Below are 17,929 nucleotides of genomic sequence, written 5' to 3' on the forward strand. Positions count from 1 at the left end.
GGCAGCCACCCTCATGGCTGCCGGCAGGTCGGGTTAGAAGCTGTAGCGGAAGACCACGCCGTACGTGCGCGGACGCAGACGGTTGGCGACGCCCAGCGTGGTACGTGCATTCAGTGCGCCGTCCTCGTTGGTCAGGTTCTCGCCATACAGGAACGCCGACCATCCATTGTCGGACTCCACGCCGATGCGCGCGTCGAGCATCGTGATCTCATCGCCAGGCGAACCCGCGGTGAGCGCCGTCTCGCGCGCCGAGTCGTACACGACACCCGAGCGCACTACGCCGCGCAGGTCGGCGGCGACGTCCCAGCTGTAGGCCGCCGACGCGGTGAAGCTGTTGCGCGGCACGTTGTAGACGTCGGTGCCCTTGTTCAGCGGCGTACCGGGCACGTCGGCCACGTAGGTGGCATCGATGATCGAACCGCCCACCTGCAACATCAACGATGCCGTCGGCGTGTAGACGACGTTCACTTCCACGCCCTTGTTCTCGGTGCCCTTGGAATTGGTCAGGCCGTTGATTGTGGACGTGATCGGCACGCGCACCGCGACGTCCTTCCAGTCGCTGTAGAACACGGCACCTTCCACCAGCAGGCTGCCGTCGAGGAACAGCGACTTCGCGCCCACTTCGTACGTGGTGATCGAGTCCGGGCTTATCGTCGACGGCAGCTCGACGCCATTGGCCTCGGCCAGGAGGATCGACGAGATCGGCTGCAGCTGGCCGGAGCGGAAGCCACGGGCGGCGCTTGCGTACAACGTGGTGTCTTGCTGCGGCTTGTACGACAACGAGACGCGCGGATTCCAGCTGTCGAATTTGGCATCGAGCGTCGAGGTACGCGTGGTGGACACCGAGATCGCGTCCACGTCATCGCTGAAGTAGCGGATGCCGCCGGTCACCGCCCAGCGTGGATCGGGCAGCTTGACGGTGACTTCGCCGAATACCGCGTGCGCATCGTTGGTCTGGGTCGAGCTGCTGGGCGGCGCGCCGCCCACCTGCGAGGCGTCGTTGCGCTCGGCCTCGCGCAGGTAGTAGCCCACGGTCCAGTCGACCGTGCGGTCGCCGGTCGAGGACCACCGCAGTTCCTGCGTGCGGACCTGCAGGTTGATGTTGCTGACGTAGGTGGTCGTCGGATTCAGCATGCCGTCGTTGGCATAGTCCAGTTCCGCGTCGGCGAACGAATAGAAGAGTTCCGAGCCTCCGAAGTCGTAGGTGCTGACGAAGCTGGCGGTGTGCCACTCATCGTCGTTGCTGTAGAACGAACTGGTGGTCAGGTCGTCGAGCGCACCATTGCCGCCGCCCGGCGCTTCGGACTTGTACTTCCAGTAGGCCAGATCCATGGTCCATTGCTCGACCGGGGCGAAGCGCACTTTCACGCGTCCGGTCTTGACCCGCTGTTCATTGATGTCCTTGTCGCCGGTGTTGTTGTCGTCGGTCCAGCCCGACAGCTTCTCGTCGGTCACCGCGACACGGGCCGCCAAGCGGTCGTCGATCAGCGGGATGTTCACCACGGCCTTGCCGCCCCAGCCATCGCTGCCGCCGTGGGTCGTGGAGGCCGAGGCCTCGATGGCGCCTTCGAACACGTTGAAGTCGGGCTTGCGCGTGAGGATGCGTACCGTACCGCCCATCGAGCCTTCGCCGAACAGCGTTCCCTGCGGACCCTTGAGGATTTCGACACGATCGATATCCCACGAGCGGGCTTCGGGATACCAGGGCACGCTGACACCGGTGAAGGGAATTTCGTCGAGGTAGTAGCCGTTGTCGTTGCCGCCCAGCGAGCTGGATACACCACGGATCTGCACCTGCGTGAAGCCCCCGCCGTTGTCGACCGAGCCGGCGCCGGGCGTCATGGCGATGATCTCGGCCACGTTGGTGATGCCGAATGCATCGATCTGTTCACCGGTGACGGCCGACATCGCGATCGGCACGTCGAGCTGTCGTTCGGTGCGCTTGCGTGCGGTCACGGTCACCGAGCCAAGGTCCTTGATGCCCTCCGTCTTCGGCTGCGCATCTTCCGTGGTGGTGGCGTAGGCGTTGTTGCCGCTCTCCTGTGCATGCACACCGCTTGCGAACAACAACGCGGTGGCGATGCCGAGGCACAAGGCCGCGCGTGCAGGATGCGGCGTAGACGGGAACGACGAAAAGCGAGCAATGCGATTCACTGGGGCTCTCCTGGTGGCTCGATGGGGCGCGTATGCGCGAGCGAGAACCAGACGCCGGACGCCTGGCCTTCTCAGAAAGCCGTGACGATCAGGTGAACCAGAAATGAAATTTTCAATACAACATTTTGTTGCATCAGTAACGGACTTCGAACTCCACGCCAAGCGTGCGCGGTCGCAGACGCGTTGCCAGTCCGCGCGTCGTGCGCGCGTCGTCCGCACCTTGCTCGTTGGTCAGGTTGTCGCCGTAGACCGCGACGCTCCAGCCCGCTGCCGTCTCGATGCCCAGCCGCACGTTGGCCGACAGGATGGCGTCGCCGGGCGTTCCCTGGATCAACGAGACCTGTCGTGCACTGTGATAACGCAGTCCTGCGCGTGCCATGCCCCGCATGCCATGGCCGAGCGTGCGGTGATACTCACCGGCGGCGCTCCACGTCAGGCGGGGCACGTTGTAGACCGGTGTGCCGCGAGCGATCGCGGTGCCTTCGACATCCGCCGTGTAGGTCGTATCGATCCATGCGGTTTCCAGATGGAACGACAGGCTTTCGCCGGGTTGGTAGGTAAGACCCACCTCCGCACCGCGGATCTCGGCGCCATCGGAGTTGACCAGGCCGTTGAAGACATCTGTCACCGGGACCCGCACCGGTACATCGCGCCAGCGGCTGTGGAAGAGCGCGCCTTCCATCAGTAGTCGGCCGCCGTAGGCCAGGGTTTTCGCGCCGAGCTCGGCGGTGACGATGCGGTCGGAGTCGATCCGGGTCGGTAGCGCGATCCCGGCCTGTTCCGCAAGCAGCAGCGAGGTGATCGGCTGCAGCTGGCCAGAGCGGAATCCCTTGGCGAGGCTGGCGTAGACCGTCGTGTCGTCGGCGGGTTTCCACGACACGCCCAGGCGCGGATTCCAGCTGTGAAAGCGTTCGTCCAGCGTGGTCTGCGCGTCGCCTGTCAGGGACACGCCCGATACCCGGTCCTGGAAGTAACGCAGGCCCAGGTTGAAGCTCCACTCAGGCCAGGGCAGCAGCACCGTGAGATCGCCGAACAGTGCGCCACCCTCGTTCTTCTGGCGTGCCCGGCTCGGCGCGACGTCGCCGATCGCGCTGGCATCGAAACGGCGTGCCTGGCGGTGATAGGCACCCCATGTCCACGACGCCGTGCGCGGGCCCGTCGAACTCCAGCGCAGTTCGTGGGTGCGCACACCGATGTTGATCATGCTGTCGTAGGCTGTCTGCGGCAGGATCTCGCCCTGCTGGCGCTGGGCGAGGTCGGCTTCCGCGTAGGTATAGGTGAGGGTGGAGTCCTCAGCTTCGTACGTGCTCACCAGGTTGGACGTGGTCCAGTCCGCGTTGCGCCCGTAGTAGTAGGAGACCTGCATGTCGTCGTTGGCCGCATAACCGCCGCCGGGTGCGCTGGAGTCGTAGGACCAGTGGGCCGCGTCCAGTTGCCAACGCGCCGAGGGAAGGAACGTCGCGCGGAACCGACGGGTACGGACCTGCTGCGTATTGATGTTGCGGCGGCCGTCCGTTGCATGGTCGACCCAGCCGGGGAGCGATTCATCGGTGGCCACCGCGCGTATCGCGAAGCGATCCTCCAGCAACGGGAGATTGAGCATCAGCTTCGCCGTCCAGCCACTGCCGCCGCTGCTCGCCGTCGACCATCCTGCCTGGGCCTGGAGTGCGAAGCGGTCCAGCTCCGGCTTGCGGGTGAGGATGCGTACGGTACCGCCCATCGAGCCTTCGCCGAACAACGTGCCTTGCGGTCCCCTGAGCACTTCGACCCGGTCCAGGTCGAACGCGCGCGCATCCGGATGCCATGGCACGGTCACCCCGGTGAACGGGATCTCGTCGAGATAGTAGCCGTTGTCGTTACCGCCCAGCGAACTGGAGACGCCGCGGATCTGCACCTGGGTGAAGCCGCCACCCACATCGACCGTGGACGCGCCAGGCACCGAGTCGATCGCCTGCGCGGCATTGGCGATGCCCATGGCGTCGAGTTGGTCGCCATCCAGTGCCGTCACCGCCAGCGGCACGTCGATGCTGCGCTCGACGCGGCGCCGTGCGGTCACCTGCACGGTCGCCAGTTCGGTCGGTACGTGCGCGACCGGTGGTGTCGGCGGTGCGGGACGCGGCGGTACGGTTGCGGGCGAGATCGTGACCACGCCATTGGCGCGGAACGCGTAGCCGAAGCCGCTGTGGGCGAGCAGTTGGCGAAGCGCTTCTTCATTGGCCAGCATGCCGCGCACGGTCGGTGTGCGCGGTGCCGTCTTCAGGTCGCCAATCGCGACGAACTGGATGCCCGACTGTTCGGAGAACGCGATCAGCGCGTCCTCGAGGGACTGCGCGCGGATGGAGAACTTGGAGGCCTGCCGCGAACGGTCCTGCGCGTTCGACGATGTGCCGAAGGAGGCGAGTGCCACCAGGAGCGCGATACGCAGCCAGCACAGGACCATCCCCGATCGCTTCGCGCGGGGAACGCTCGCTTCTGCCCGGCCTGCATCTGCGCTCAAGATCCCCGATGGTCTCCCTATCGTCGAACGGTGGGAGGATTCGGCGCCATCGCGCCTTTCCCACCGGGCAAGCGGGAACTCGGGACATTCGGCACCAGCAGGATCTCATCCTGCTTGCGCACCACCGACAGCGAGAGGGCCTGGGCCACGCTGTCCAGCCACACATCCAGGTCGGCCGTGCTCCAGCGACCGGTCACTCGCAGCTGCGCCAGTTGCTTGTCTTCCAGGATGATCGGCAGACGCGAGTAGCGATTGAGGTCGGCCACCACGTTCCCCAGCGTCTCGCTGCGGTAGGTGACCTTGCCCTGCAGCCAGGCGAGCGTCGCCATGGCGTCAAGATCGACAGGGCCTTCCAGCGGGCCGTCTTCCGCCAGGGTGGCGCTCTGGTTGGCGACGAGCTGCACCACGTGGTTGGCGATGCCGCCCCGATTCGCCCGCAGGTCGCTCACCTGCACGCGCCCCTCCGTCACCACCACGCGCACGCCCTCGTTCCGGCGCGCGACGCTGAAGTGCGTACCCAATGCTTGCGCCATCGCGCCGCCGGCACGCACTTCGAAAGGCTTGCCGGGGTCCTTGGCGACCGAGAAATAGGCCTGGCCACGCACCAGTTCCACTTGCCGGCGCTGGCTGCTGAACTGGACGACGACTTCGCTGCCAGCGTCCAGATCGAGGCGCGACCCATCGGGCAGCGTCGTCTTCCGCGGCGCGCCGATGTCGGCTACCACGTGGAGCTCGGCCGGCGTGCGCGGTGCTTCGTGCTTCCAGAAGCCGGCCATCACGGCCATCACGGCCACCGCCGCGACGCTTGCCGCGAGGGCGACCCACCGGCGAGCACGCGACCGCGGCGACGGCCGGCGCGACGGGACCATCGTCGAACGTGGCCGGAAGCTCGCATCGGTGACGCCTGGCAGCGAGGGGGCTGCATCGCGCGGTGCTTCGCCATGGGACGCCACACGTGCCTGCCGTGCATCCACGACCTGCTCGGAACGGACGTTGGCTGCGGCGTCCCACAGCAGGTGGACGTCCTCGAACGCCTGCGTGTGCAGCGGCGAGGCCTCCATCCACGCGTTCCACGCGTCGATGTCGGCATCCTGCAGGTCGCGTTCGCTCAGGCGCAGCACCCATTCGGCGGCTTCCTGCAACGCCTGCTCGCGTGCCATGTGGATCTGGTCACTCATGATCGGCGCCTTCCCGGTCGTCCCTGAGTTCATCGAAACGCATCTGGCACAGGGCCAGCGCCCGTGCGACATGAATCCGTACCATTCTGTCCGTCAGGTCCAGCCGTTCGCCCGCTTCCTTGAAACTGCATTGCTCCATACGAACGAGGCGGAAGGCTTCCGCGCACTTGGGCGGCAACTCGGCCAGGACGGTCGGCAACCGTTCGACCACCCAGCGCGCCCTGGCCGAGCGCTCGGGATCGGCGCCCGGGTCGGGCCACAGATCCAGCCCATCGGGCTCCGGCAACTCGGTATATGCCCGGCGCCGCAGCAGGTCGGTGGCCAAGTTCTGGGCGATCTTGAACAGCAAGGCGCGCTGGAAACTGACGACTTGGTCGTTCCCGAGATTCAGCAGGCGGGCGTACGCCTCCTGCGCGACCTCGCGCGCATCCTCGTACGACCCCAGCCTCAGCTGGAGCGACCGGATGAGCGTTGTGTTGAGGCTCCTGACGAGCTCGGCGGCCTGTGCCCCGTCCACCCCTGGCGTACGCGGGACGGAATCACCCACAAGGACGGCCGACCTGGTCGGTTCGACACTCTCTTCGGCGGGATGGCGGACGGGATCCATGAATGCCTAGACGAATGAAGCTGCAGAAAGTGAAACGGCTCGTCCCTGCCGTCGATGCGAAAGAATGAATATTCCTGAGTTAGCCAGATTCTTGTTTGGCGCGTCAATTCCACATCAAGTCAAACATCCGCGGGATGCGCGCAGAGATCTGACCATCAGGAAAGCCCTCGTTGTCCGCTTCCAACCAGAAGCGTACCGACTTTTCTACGATGTAAACCCGAGATCAGAGGATCTTGATCTTCCGTAACCATCGCATTGCATCGTCCGTCCATCGGTCCGTATCCTTGCCTTGCTTGCGTACTCCGAAGGCATGCCCGCCCGTTTCATAGACGATGAGATCCACATCGACGCCAGCATTCTTCAATTCGCGCTCGTACACCACGGAATAGTGAACCGGATCCACGAGATCATCCTTCGCATGTATCAGCAGGGTCGGCGGCACATCCTTTGATATGACAATGTCGGTGTTGAGCTCCTGGGCTGCAAGGGCTTTTGGCTCCTTGTTCTTGTGCTCCATAGTCATGTGGCCGGGATACACGGGGATAGCAAAATCAGGACGACTGCTGGCATGGTCAGCTTCGTCAAACGGATAATAGGATCGCGAATGGAACGCCGTGCTGGACAGGATCGCGAGGTTGCCGCCAGCAGAGAACCCCATGACACCGATCCTGTCTGGATCAATGCCGTAACCGGCCGCATTGAACCGGATGAGTGAGATAGCTCTCTGTGCATCCTGTAATGCCATCGGTACGTCGGGTGTATCGTGCCTCTTGGCTTCCTTGTTCCAGTTGCACCCGGTATTTGGAACGCGGTACTTAACGAGGACGCAAGTGATACCGGAGTCTGTGAGCCACCGGCAGACGTCTGAACCATTTCGCCCGATGGTGCTTTTTGGTCCTATCGCCAGCGCCTTGTAACCGCCTCCAGGGAAGATGAGGATGGCGGGACTTTTCGTCGTTAGCTGTGGAGAGTAGACCAAGAGGGTTGGATGGGTGATGGCCCATTCTTCCTTGGCCAGCACCCTAATTCCGTCCTGAAGAACTGGAGACTCGTCGGGCCATAGCGGCACTTCCTGTGGATCACCTGCCGCAATCGAGGCAAACGACGATGAGAGGATCAACAGACAAATGGCCACCAAAGCCATGGGACGAACGATATGCATCTGCTTCGCTTCCTGTGCCATGCCATGCTACGCGGCGCCCGAGAATTGTCGCGAGCTTAGGTTTAGACCGCTCAGCGCGCAACCAAGCGCGGAGCGAGAGTGTCCGCTCCGAGTCGGAAGCTTCCATGCCCATACCCTTGGCAAATCTATCTAGTTCCATGCATTGCTGGTGTCCGCTATCGCCCGAGATCGGCAGTAGGCGCTCGCTAGTCCTTACGTAGTTCGCCAGCCCCTACGTGAAAATGCAGATGCTTCGAATCCTGATAGGCACCAAGATTGGTAATCACCCTACAAGCACCATGTTCGCGCTCCACTTGTGCGGCCACTTGACGTACGACTTCTAGCAAACGGTGAACCACCTCCATGCTATGTCCGCCAAGGTCGGTCAGGGATGGTATGTGCACTTTTGGGACCACGACTATGTGCACAGCCCAGTGAGGGCGCGTGTGGTGAAATGCCAGCACGTCGGCCGTCTCCACGACAACCTCAACCGGCGTCTTGCCGCTAAGCGCTTCGTCACAGCAGAAATCGTTGGTCACTTGGGCCTCTAGATTCGTGCGCGGCGGGACTCTGCGAGGTCTAACCAGCGGAGTTGCCAGGATTCTAGTAGACGCCATCGAACAGCGCTGCACCTTCTGGCCCAGCGCTGAGTTCCCGATGAGCCTTCGTTGGTCCAGTCGCAGCTGAAAAGACAAGTCAAGGTCATGTCTGCTTTGGGTCGGAAGCGGACGTTATCCTCAGGATGGCGGCTATCGGCCAGTAGCCGGCATCAGCTAGGGCGAGGGCTAGGAAAATTGCCGGAGCTAGCGCCCATGTCAGCTTCCGATCCGAAGCAACTCTTCATTACGTTCCGTGCGCAAAGGAAGAGCCGGGGCGACAAGTCGACGTGGAAGCTATGGCGCTATGTCGTCGTGCAGAGCAAGCACATTCATCGAACCTGGTTTATGAAGCGCGTAATGCGCTTGTCATGCTTTGCGGCAGCGATATCGCTGACTTTGCCCAAGACCCCACCGCAATCGCCCGAAATGGTGCGCACGGGCTTTTGTTCGATAGTGGCCTGCTGCAGCAGACTTTGCATAACGGCGAGGCCTATGCCCATGCGTCTGAGGTGATCTTGAATGCGGAATATTTTGATACTCCAAGCCGTAGTCGATGTGTTCTCCCGTGTCATCAGGACAATACCCACGGGCAGTTCATCAACGACGTTGGAGGTCGAGCCGCCTTCGGCGAGAAACTCACCCATCTTGATGGTCGCAATGCCTAACCAGTATGAACTCGAATCGCCGACGGTTCTCATTACGGTTGGAGAACAGAGTAGCGCGCATTCGAGGAAGTTAATTTTTCCACGCCGATGGAAGCCCCTTGCGGCAACGAGGAAGCGGCGAAGCCATCCCTTGGAGCCCATTTGCCTGGTCTGAGTGCTCAGCAGTTCGAGCTTGACGAAATGGTTAATCCGGGGGATTTCCAACCTTCGCTCACAGAAGTGGACGAAGCGGCTTCCTCTGGTCTGAAGCGTCAGAGCCCAGGTTAGACGGAAGATGGGGACCCAGGACCAATGCTGAAAGAGATTCATCCAACCGCGGTTGTCAGGGTGGTTCCAGTTCCGTTCCAGATCCAGATCCGTATGCACCCCTTCCATGAGCTGCATTAACTCCTGCATGTAGTAGAAGCAGTCACGGAACTCATTGTAGCTGGGTAGATTCATACTCAGGTTTGCAGGGCGCCGGCCGGCGGCTGGTGGAGGTGCGAACCGATGCAGACCTGGATAGAGCTGAGTGTCGAGGCTCTTTAGCACTTGGGATTCGCGCAGGCGTTCGAGAAGCTTGATGAGCGCGTCGCCATTCTGCGACCGCTTCAACGAGACGGCGTCCGATGGTTCGTATAGCCTGTACTTCAAGCGCTTGAGAAACTCTTCCTTGTCGGTCCGACTGGTCAGGCTCAATCGGGGGCCGCGAACTCCGGGTTGGTGTGCGGCTGATGTCGACGCTACGCTGGATATCTGTCCGCCACACAGTATCGCCCGTTCGATCACCGATAGCATGTTCTGGAAACCTAGCTGCCGATAGCACTCGAACTGAGTTTCGTCGAAGAACTGATCGCTCGTGGGCTCATGGGGAAACTTCTCATGAAGGGTCGCGTATGTTCTGATATCGGTCGACTCATCACCCACCAGGCTGGGTTTGATATATAGCAGTAGTCCTTCATCACCATCTCCATAGGTGATGCGGCCCAGTGCGGCGCAGCGGGATACGAAGCCGTTTGAGCCGATCGTCTTCATCAGGCTGGTGTCGATGTCGATCTCAGCGCCGAAGTCGACGCGACATTTGTGGACTGCATTGGCCAGATCACCAAATCCGCGCTTGTGATCGGCGGTTGCATCCACGGCCAGGATGAAGCGGCACCCACGGCGAACCAACTCATAGATGCCTAGGTTCTCAAAGTGTCCGCCGTCGGTGATGTAAGCGTACTTGCCGTTCTCATGAGTGTTGCTGCACAGTTCGGATAGGAGATTCAATCCTGCGAAGTCGATGGCCCGTTCCTTGGCATTGTTGTTCTCGATCCACCATCCCAAGCGCACATTGAATAGGGTGAGCAGCGCACTGACAGCCGGCGAGCTGTGATAGCCCATGTTCGAGCTGACCGCGGCGCCTGATACCGCCATGGCTGCACCCAACGTGTGCCGCGCCGCTAGATCGGATTTCTCCAGAGATGACTGACAGCCAGACTGGTTAGGGGGCTTCTGTCTGTCGCCGATCGGCCCTGTTTGTCCGTCGCCCAAGGGTTGGTGGCCGCAAAACAGGGGAGAGAAGATGAAAGACGCAGCCTTCCGGTCCTGCCACTCGAGTCGGCCGCTGCGAACGAGGTTCACTGCGCCACAGATCAGCGGATACAACGGTCGCTGCGACCTTCGCTCCTCCTCAAAATCACGCAGCACGTTCAAGCTGATATCGTCAGCGACGGGATTCAACCCCGTCTCTTGATCGCGCTTGACCTCTCCATTGTTCCGGGCGGCCAAGTAGCAGCGCACTAAACGATTGCGATAGAAGCCATTCATGCTGAACTCGTTCTCGTCCACGAAACGAGCCAGCAAGTACCATGCAATCAGCGGAATGGCTGCCCACAAGAAGAATTTTCCCGGGACGATACCGTTGTTCGTAAGGGAGTTTGATTCCCAGATCAGCAGAACGCCCACAGCAATCACGAAGCCGCCCAAGAAGACCCAGAGGGCGAGTGCGAGGACGAGCCGTTTTACGACTGCGCTCCATCCCCGGGACACGCGCGACATCTGCTCCCAATAGCCCGCGATAGCTCCGCCCACGCTGATGGCGCCCCAGAGCGTTGTCGCAATACCTGTCTTTACATCAAAGAGAGACGGCGATTTCTGCAAAATTAGCGCAGGCAGAAGGTAGGTGATCAGCAGGCCGCCTAGCACACCCGCCACCACCCACACGGCAGTTCGCCCCATCAGACGATTCCAACGTTCACGGGAAACAATGTCAGCCCTGTCGTATGCCAAGGCCAGATGCACGAGGTTGATGGTGAAGAACAGGACGAAAAGTAGGGGTGTTCCGACCGCGACCTTGATGAAGCTCAGGGAAAACTCGCCTTTGCCGGACATGGCGAGGTATTCGAGAAGAATTTTCCACTTCTCGTCTTCAATCATGAGCAATAGTTGGGCCGACGCGCCAACAGCAATCGCCGCTAGCGGCCCGAAGATGAGCTGTCGAGCCAGTCTGCTCCCGTAGTGGCGCTCCTCACGGGCATCCTTTCTCCACCACAGCAGCCATGTGAGGAATCCAACGAGATACGCTCCGCCCAGCGCGAGCCTCGCAAACCATACTTCTTTTTCGTCGAACGGATGTCCCAGGTAGAGGGATAACGTTTCCATGAAGCGCGCAATAGCTTCGGTGCGTCCAGGTGTATCGATCTGGGCAGGAATGGGCCAGATGACGCCGGCCAGCAGGATGAAGGCAAGGGTGAGTCCTGCCGGAGGAATCGCGCTAGCCCCCATGAAGGAAAATGGCCCTGAGCGCGCCTCTTCTAGAGTGGGGGAGACGCTGCGCCGAGGGCGGGCGGCGAGCGCAACGACGATGGTCAGTACCGCCACAAGCCATGTCAGCAGTGGCGCCTTCGCCGCTATTTGGAGGCAGGCGATCAGCGCGTAGGGCAAAAAGGCTAGGAACAGAATCAGGGCGCCGAGCTGCAGTTGCGTCAGCAGCATGTTGGATAGATAGGTCGTAATCAGTGCGATACGGTCACCCGATAAGGGCCGCTTATTCGGGCTCAGGAAGTTGCTGTAACTGCGCAACTTTTTGACGGTCGAGCTCGCCGCGCTGGATTCCAGGTGTCCCACGCGATGGGAAGGTCCACCGGCATCATCTTGCCGCGGACCCAGCAGGCTCTCCATCACGACACCTACCGGATCAGGGTCCTTCTTGTGCTTGTCCAGCATGGCCTGCAGGAAGCCGCCGATGTATCCGCCACCGGAGACGGTTGAACAATAGTGGAACGCACCAAGCATCTCTCGCTTGGCGAGAGCCTGCAGCACGCCCAAGCAGTACGTAGCGCTGCGAATGCCGCCCCCAGACAACGCCAAGCCCCAAAGTGGCATGCGCTCCCGGGAGTCTGGAGAGACGTCGCTTCCAAGGATCCGATCAAGCTCAAGGGCGCGAAGCGCCTCCTCGAACTTCTTGACCTGCTCTGGGGAGCTGCGATGCGTCTGGTCAGTCATGTTCGCTCCCTGCGCTTTTGCTTTGCTTCATGACAATGGCCACTGAACTCGGGCGTTAGCTTTAGCGTTAGCGTTTTTATGCAATATGGCGGCGGCGACTGGTATGGAGGCATGGTCTTTCAGGAATTCGCAGGGTGCAGTGCAGGCGTCCACATTCGGCGATACGGCGGAGAGAACGGCTTGCCCGTGTGCGCCACCAATCGTGCCCGGGCTACCGATGCGATCCACATAACACCCCTCGGGCCGAGGCTGAGGCTGGCGTCAGAAGGACATTGCCCGGCACGACGGGTGGCCGTCCTGGCCGCCACCAGACACGCCAATCCCACTGTGATCGAACTCCATTCTTCCCAAACATCCACCTTGCTACTCCTTGGTCCAGAGTGTAATCGGCCATATGCCCAAACTATATTTGCGAAAACTTCGATGACATCACTGACGTTAAACGAGGCTCCGGTAGCTGCCTGAGTTCGCGTGTTCAGCCTTATGTTCCATGCGAAGTTTTATGCCACTAGCGGAAAAACATCGTGTCGACGTAGATCTGTCGCAAGAACTCGATCAGCCTTATGCTTTCAATGTCGCCGTGATCCTTCACGATCGGTTTCCCTGTTGAGATGTTCCAGATCGGAGTGTTTCGATCCATGTCGGAATTGGCATAAGCGTCCATGATGAGTACGTCCGGTTTGCTGTCATCGGGATCCTTTACGCAGAATGCTCGAGGCCAGAACTCGGGCTTATTCGCGTCGTAGCTTCCCCCAACGGCGGCGTGAAAGTTTCGTGCTCTTGCCACGTCAAGCTTGGCCCGTTCGGCCAACGGGAGTTCGGCGTCGGCGTCTGCGCAGTACCTCTCGGCAGCCTGCTTGTCTCCCGTGTAGTGGCTCGATTCGGCTAGCGTCCTCGTCAAATAATTCGGGTCATGCCCAAGCGCCCTCCTCGCGGCACTTCTCCCTGAGTTGTCTCCTCTCGGAAAACGCTTTGTGATGAGATTGACCGTCCTACCCGCCGGGAACATTCTCCCTGTGGCCCAGTCATTCTTGGAGGTGATAGCAATGAATCGCGGCGGCCGATAGTACGGGTACTTAGCAGTACTGGCGATGCGGAACAGGGCATCGAACCTGGCGCTCTCGATAGCAGGGTTTATAGCCACTACCAGCTCGTCTGAGCGCGTACGCGGTGCTGCAGCGCGAGCGCCTAATGAGCTCTCGCCGCCAAGCTGGTCGAGCATTAGCCCCCTGCTAAGATCCTGCGCCATTGACGAGACGATGATCAGCCCGCCAAAACTATGTCCCACGTACATAGTCTTCAGGCGGGAACTACAGTTTGCTTCTTGCAACGATCTTGATTTTTCGATCCTGTCGGGGGTGGCCGACTGCATAGCTTTCAGGCCTGCAACCACTTGCTGAAAAGATCCCGTAGCGACTTGCTCTGCAGCGAACTTCCTTGACCAGAAGCTCAACGTGTCAACAGGATGCCGCCCGAACACTGTCGCCGCGCCCCGCCATCCGACGTAAACGCCAATCACCTTGCGGCGACAGAACGCCAGATTCTCGACCTTCGCTAGTTGACCGAGAACCCGACGAAAAGATTCAAGATTCCCATCTTCGGAGTCAGACGAGTGCAGCCAGCCGTGGACGAACACGACCACGCTAACGCCCGCCTCTGTTTTTGCAGTGCGCTCCACATTCAACAAGAACTCATCAATCTGCTTATGCGCGTCTCCGAAATCGGGATTGTCCGCGTACGGGCGCCCCTGATCATCAAATTCTATGAAATGAAGGTCGTAGTCATCGGATCTCTCGACTATTTGATGCTCACAATTTGTCGGCGCTTCTCCAGTAGGAGCGTTACACCCCGGAGGATCTCCAGTGCCCGAAAGACTCGTTCTCTTTGGCGCAACATGTGTGCATGCCGTTGAGATTGCACAGATTAGAAGCACCACCACATAGTAAGCTCGCATCACCCCTCCCCCATCGTGAATCACTTGAGATATGTTCCGACGCGTTAGCCGACTCTCATGAGCATGTGAGCGCTCTCGTCAAACAGCTCAACGAGCATGCTCTAGCAGATCCATTGGCTTGAAGAACGAGGGCAGCAGAACACGAACACTCGTGTTTCGTGCCCGATCATCGAGTGCATGCATGCCACCACGAAAATCACCTAGCAAGAACGGCGCAGGCGGAAAGCTTGTGCCTGCGGTTTTGGTGAAATCGTCCCAGTGGATAGGGACGACCAAACTCGCCTCGGTAGCGATGACCACGTTCTCCCAGTAGCCATCAATGAATGCTTTATCACGCCATCCCAATGTGCCGATACCGAGCAGGACTACATCCGCCTTTACACCTTGATACATGCCAGGACGAGCATTGGCGCTAGGGTGGACTAGGATTCGCCGTCCTTCGTGCTCAACCAGGTATGAAAAGTTGTCTCCTCCCTGGTAGGCGCTGGATCTGACCGGCGGCCTCACCGGCTTGCCTATGTTCCCCACATGAAGCGCACACGGAGCGTGGGGAGACTTGAATACCGTGACCTTGTAGGGTCCGTACCGCAGGGTCTCGCCGCCCCGAACTACGGTCATCCTCGGCTTCTTCCCTGGATATCCGCTCGCCATCATGGCGACAGATGACGAGCCAACCAGATCAGCGTCTTTCATTCCGGCGACGATGGGTGCATCCATCGCGTGGTCATGATGGGAATGGGCGACCAGTACTGCATGAAGTGACGCAACGTGACCGCGATTAAGCGCCTCCTCTATTCGTGCATGATCGGGCGATATCTTCCTTAGCGATAGCGAACCTAAGCCAGGCCTGGAGAAGAAACCGTCGACAATCAGGGCGTTGGCACCATCGTCGAACAGCAGCGTGGTTACGCCCATGTAGCGGACCCGAAGCTGTCCATCCTTTGAATCAGAAGGCGCTATCTCGCGGCTGACGTAGGGCGAATAGTCTGGGGGTGACAGCGCTGCATAGCCGACGCCCGCCATGGCCAACGTCGCTATGACGACGACGGGTATCCACCTTCTCTTTAAGGCATGTTGGCGCATCGACTTCGTCTTCCTATGAAAAGATCCCCAAGCTCGGACATCTAACTATCCTTGTCGTCGCCGCTTTCATCTTCCGCCCCCACAAAGCAACGATCGCGCGGGTCTTTACCAGCTGGTATTGAGAATCGTGCAGGCCCGCCCCCTATTCTCCAGGTCGCCGCTAACGTAGGTTGATTTCCTCGCAACAGGGTCGTGACCACGGCGCAGGTGTTCGGATTACCTTCTTGCGCGCCTCTTGATATGTAGCGATGCCGGTTGCCCGCGGGAACTTCAATATAGGTCGTCGTCGCCGATCTCGGTACTGAAGTCTCTGAGGCAGAGATCAATCCCAACCGGGTAGCAGCGCCTCCTTTCTCGCACGCCATCGACCTTCTTAGGAAGCGATCGCCGGGGTTTGATAGCACGTAGACCTTGCCTTCTGGCATGCGCTCCTGCCAGGCGACATGACCCTGCACAGGCTCATCCGATGCAGACACGATAATGATGTCGAAGAGGTCTTTTGCGACCTGCGAGGTAGCAGGATCTTGCATAGCCTCAGCGACGACGATGCCGCCCATGCTGTGCGCAAGAAGGACTACACGACGTCCTTTCCATCGCGGATCGTTTGCACGTTTATGGCGATCCAAGTCTGCGATCAGGCGGCGCAATCCTTTGGCCCCCGATCGCGCCTCTGCAACTGGACGATCACAGAGCCTCATGGGCTTTATCTTGGACTTCCAGTTGTAGCCAAGGACGGAGACATTCTGTCTCTCCAGCTTCTTGAGCACGAACCCTGACGTGAACATCGTGTCCTGAAAGCTCTTCTTCGGCTCGTTTCCTCGCCCATGCACATACAGAACGATCGTTCGTGGGCCTTCCGCAGAATCCACAAGAAGACCATCGAGCACAGCGTCTAGCTGTGACATCGGGTTCTGCTTTGACGGCCCATGCAGCGAGGTAAGCGGCCGCTCTTCGTCGTATCGAATGGCGGCGCTCGATACGCCAGGATTGAGCAACAGAACCGTCATAATCAAGAAGCCGTGTAGCTTGTGCATGTCGATGCCTTCCTCTGCATTTGAAGGAGACTGCCTATGCTTTTCTCGCTTTCTACGGCTTTTCTTTGGCCCGTAGGTCTTAGCCACTAACGCAAAGTAGGATGGGAACTCCCCGCCACTGGAAGATGGATCAACCCCAATCCCAATCCCAAACTCAGACTCGCTAACCCCAATGAGTTGACCGGCGTTACGTCATTCGCGTTACGGCCCGATCGACAACCAACCGCCGGTACGTTTCGCGCGCAATCCACAAATGTGAGCCTGCTTCGCTCGCCACGTTGCTGTTAGCGGAAACGCCAGCGCGCGCGTAGTTCGGCCTCTCCCAGACCATCAACCGACGAACGGCTGGTAAATACATGTACATGCATTCGTATTTCTTCTTAGACAGACTTACTCAGACTTGGCGAAGCGATTTCCTTCGCTCGCGTGCTACTTCTAGGCGCATGATTCTTGTAGTGCTCTGATACCTTCCAGATACCCGCATCTCTCGAATTCATTAGGTTGATGTGCCAAGTTAGACGCTAGCCAGTGCGTGCTCCCTAACTTTGGCGCTGCGATTTCTCGCGATGAGACTTCTTGAAGTTGATTTCAGGCCATCGTCTACTGGAGCTAGGCAAGGTCGTTCGCCATCGGTAACGAAACGGTTTGTTACCCGTCGGTTCTCTGAGCTTGTGTAAGCGCCCCCAAACTTGGCATGTCTGCTTCCGGCCAGAAACGGACATCGGCGCCGACACAATGCGTAACCGCGAGCAGACCCGAGCATCTTTTGTCGCGTCATGAAGCGCACGCATCAACCTATTAACACCGTCTCCGCCGAGCTTCCTACGTCATCGACCCGTGTCGAGCAATTCCGCCTCGCCAGACCCCTGCGTCGGTGGCCATTCGTCCGAACTCCGCGCCCAGGCACGCGTCAGCGAACGCAGGTGGTCGGCACGCAAACGCCATTGTGGCAACTCCACCGCAGGGAACTCGACGCTGGTGGCGACGTTCGGTACTGCCGACAGCTTCAACCAGCAGGTGCCATCGCCTTGCGGTCCGATCCGACTGACATCACGGAAAAAGCATCGAATCCAGACAAAGTCCGGGGTGGACGGATCGGTGTGATACAACACGACCTGCGGATCGTTGGCGTGCCGCACCCGAGACAACTGCAGGACCGGATCGAGGCTCGTTTCGATGGATGCACGTGCCTTTAGAAGCACCATGTCCGGCCACGCGTCGTTGCCTAACAGCGAGAGCTGAGCTCTCCAGGTCTGGTCCGCCACTCCACCTATCTCGTTGGCGGTCAGCCGCAATGGCACGGTGCCCGCGACGGTACGCCCGTCACTACCTCGCGAAAGCGAGTTCCAGTAGAGGTCGGCCACCACTTCGGGTGGTGAGCCCAGCAAATGTATCGGCACATCCAGCAGAGGTTGTTTCGGCGGCTGCCGACCCGGTGCCCATCCATCCGAAGAGCTCAACCGAAATGCCGTGACTCCTGGTACGGGCCCACCCGCATGGGCGGCCACGGGCAGCAACAGGACCGCAA

The 17,929-nt window shown here is 60.1% G+C and carries 10 protein-coding genes; all 10 read right to left on the minus strand.

The features are described from left to right. Positions 1-33 precede the first annotated feature (33 nt). On the minus strand, positions 34-2,154 hold the full coding sequence (locus WBN46_RS12605) for a TonB-dependent receptor (protein ID WP_337731813.1): 2,121 nt from the start codon (positions 2,152-2,154) through the stop codon (positions 34-36). 133 nt (positions 2,155-2,287) lie between these two features. Beyond that, on the minus strand, positions 2,288-4,594 hold the full coding sequence (locus WBN46_RS12610) for a TonB-dependent receptor (protein ID WP_337731814.1): 2,307 nt from the start codon (positions 4,592-4,594) through the stop codon (positions 2,288-2,290). A gap of 74 nt (positions 4,595-4,668) precedes the next feature. After that, on the minus strand, positions 4,669-5,829 hold the full coding sequence (locus WBN46_RS12615; RefSeq protein WP_337731815.1) for a FecR domain-containing protein: 1,161 nt from the start codon (positions 5,827-5,829) through the stop codon (positions 4,669-4,671). Beyond that, positions 5,822-6,436, minus strand: a complete 615-nt coding sequence (locus WBN46_RS12620; protein WP_337731816.1) for an RNA polymerase sigma factor — start codon at positions 6,434-6,436, stop codon at positions 5,822-5,824. Before WBN46_RS12620 ends, WBN46_RS12615 begins: the two co-directional genes overlap by 8 nt. A gap of 223 nt (positions 6,437-6,659) precedes the next feature. Continuing rightward, positions 6,660-7,619 (minus strand): alpha/beta hydrolase, encoded by a 960-nt coding sequence (locus WBN46_RS12625; protein WP_337731817.1) that lies wholly within the window; start codon positions 7,617-7,619, stop codon positions 6,660-6,662. A gap of 907 nt (positions 7,620-8,526) precedes the next feature. Next, the gene (locus tag WBN46_RS12630) at positions 8,527-12,330 is read right to left on the minus strand and encodes a hypothetical protein (RefSeq protein ID WP_337731818.1); all 3,804 of its coding nucleotides are present in this window, start codon (positions 12,328-12,330) and stop codon (positions 8,527-8,529) included. 508 nt (positions 12,331-12,838) lie between these two features. Further along, positions 12,839-14,284, minus strand: a complete 1,446-nt coding sequence (locus WBN46_RS12635) for an alpha/beta hydrolase (protein WP_337731819.1) — start codon at positions 14,282-14,284, stop codon at positions 12,839-12,841. An 87-nt stretch (positions 14,285-14,371) separates the two neighbouring features. Then, on the minus strand, positions 14,372-15,367 hold the full coding sequence (locus WBN46_RS12640) for an MBL fold metallo-hydrolase (RefSeq protein WP_337731820.1): 996 nt from the start codon (positions 15,365-15,367) through the stop codon (positions 14,372-14,374). Between the two features lie 41 nt (positions 15,368-15,408). After that, a complete protein-coding gene (locus WBN46_RS12645) occupies positions 15,409-16,401 on the minus strand; it encodes an alpha/beta hydrolase (RefSeq protein ID WP_337731821.1) in 993 nt (330 codons plus the stop codon). 827 nt (positions 16,402-17,228) lie between these two features. Continuing rightward, complete coding sequence (locus WBN46_RS12650) at positions 17,229-17,765, minus strand: hypothetical protein (RefSeq protein WP_337731822.1); 537 nt, start codon at positions 17,763-17,765, stop codon at positions 17,229-17,231. Positions 17,766-17,929 lie beyond the last annotated feature (164 nt).

This window comes from Pseudoxanthomonas sp. CCNWLW251, assembly GCF_037402255.1.
Classification (GTDB): domain Bacteria; phylum Pseudomonadota; class Gammaproteobacteria; order Xanthomonadales; family Xanthomonadaceae; genus Pseudoxanthomonas_A.

What these genes read in the sequence shown, in the direction of transcription:
- WBN46_RS12610 (WP_337731814.1), bottom strand. Translation starts at nt 4,594, where the DNA reads ATGGTCCTGTGCTGGCTGCGTATCGCGCTCCTGGTGGCACTCGCCTCC.
- WBN46_RS12615 (WP_337731815.1), bottom strand. Translation starts at nt 5,829, where the DNA reads ATGAGTGACCAGATCCACATGGCACGCGAGCAGGCGTTGCAGGAAGCC.
- WBN46_RS12620 (WP_337731816.1), bottom strand. Translation starts at nt 6,436, where the DNA reads ATGGATCCCGTCCGCCATCCCGCCGAAGAGAGTGTCGAACCGACCAGG.
- WBN46_RS12625 (WP_337731817.1), bottom strand. Translation starts at nt 7,619, where the DNA reads ATGGCACAGGAAGCGAAGCAGATGCATATCGTTCGTCCCATGGCTTTG.
- WBN46_RS12630 (WP_337731818.1), bottom strand. Translation starts at nt 12,330, where the DNA reads ATGACTGACCAGACGCATCGCAGCTCCCCAGAGCAGGTCAAGAAGTTC.
- WBN46_RS12635 (WP_337731819.1), bottom strand. Translation starts at nt 14,284, where the DNA reads ATGCGAGCTTACTATGTGGTGGTGCTTCTAATCTGTGCAATCTCAACG.
- WBN46_RS12640 (WP_337731820.1), bottom strand. Translation starts at nt 15,367, where the DNA reads ATGCGCCAACATGCCTTAAAGAGAAGGTGGATACCCGTCGTCGTCATA.
- WBN46_RS12645 (WP_337731821.1), bottom strand. Translation starts at nt 16,401, where the DNA reads ATGCACAAGCTACACGGCTTCTTGATTATGACGGTTCTGTTGCTCAAT.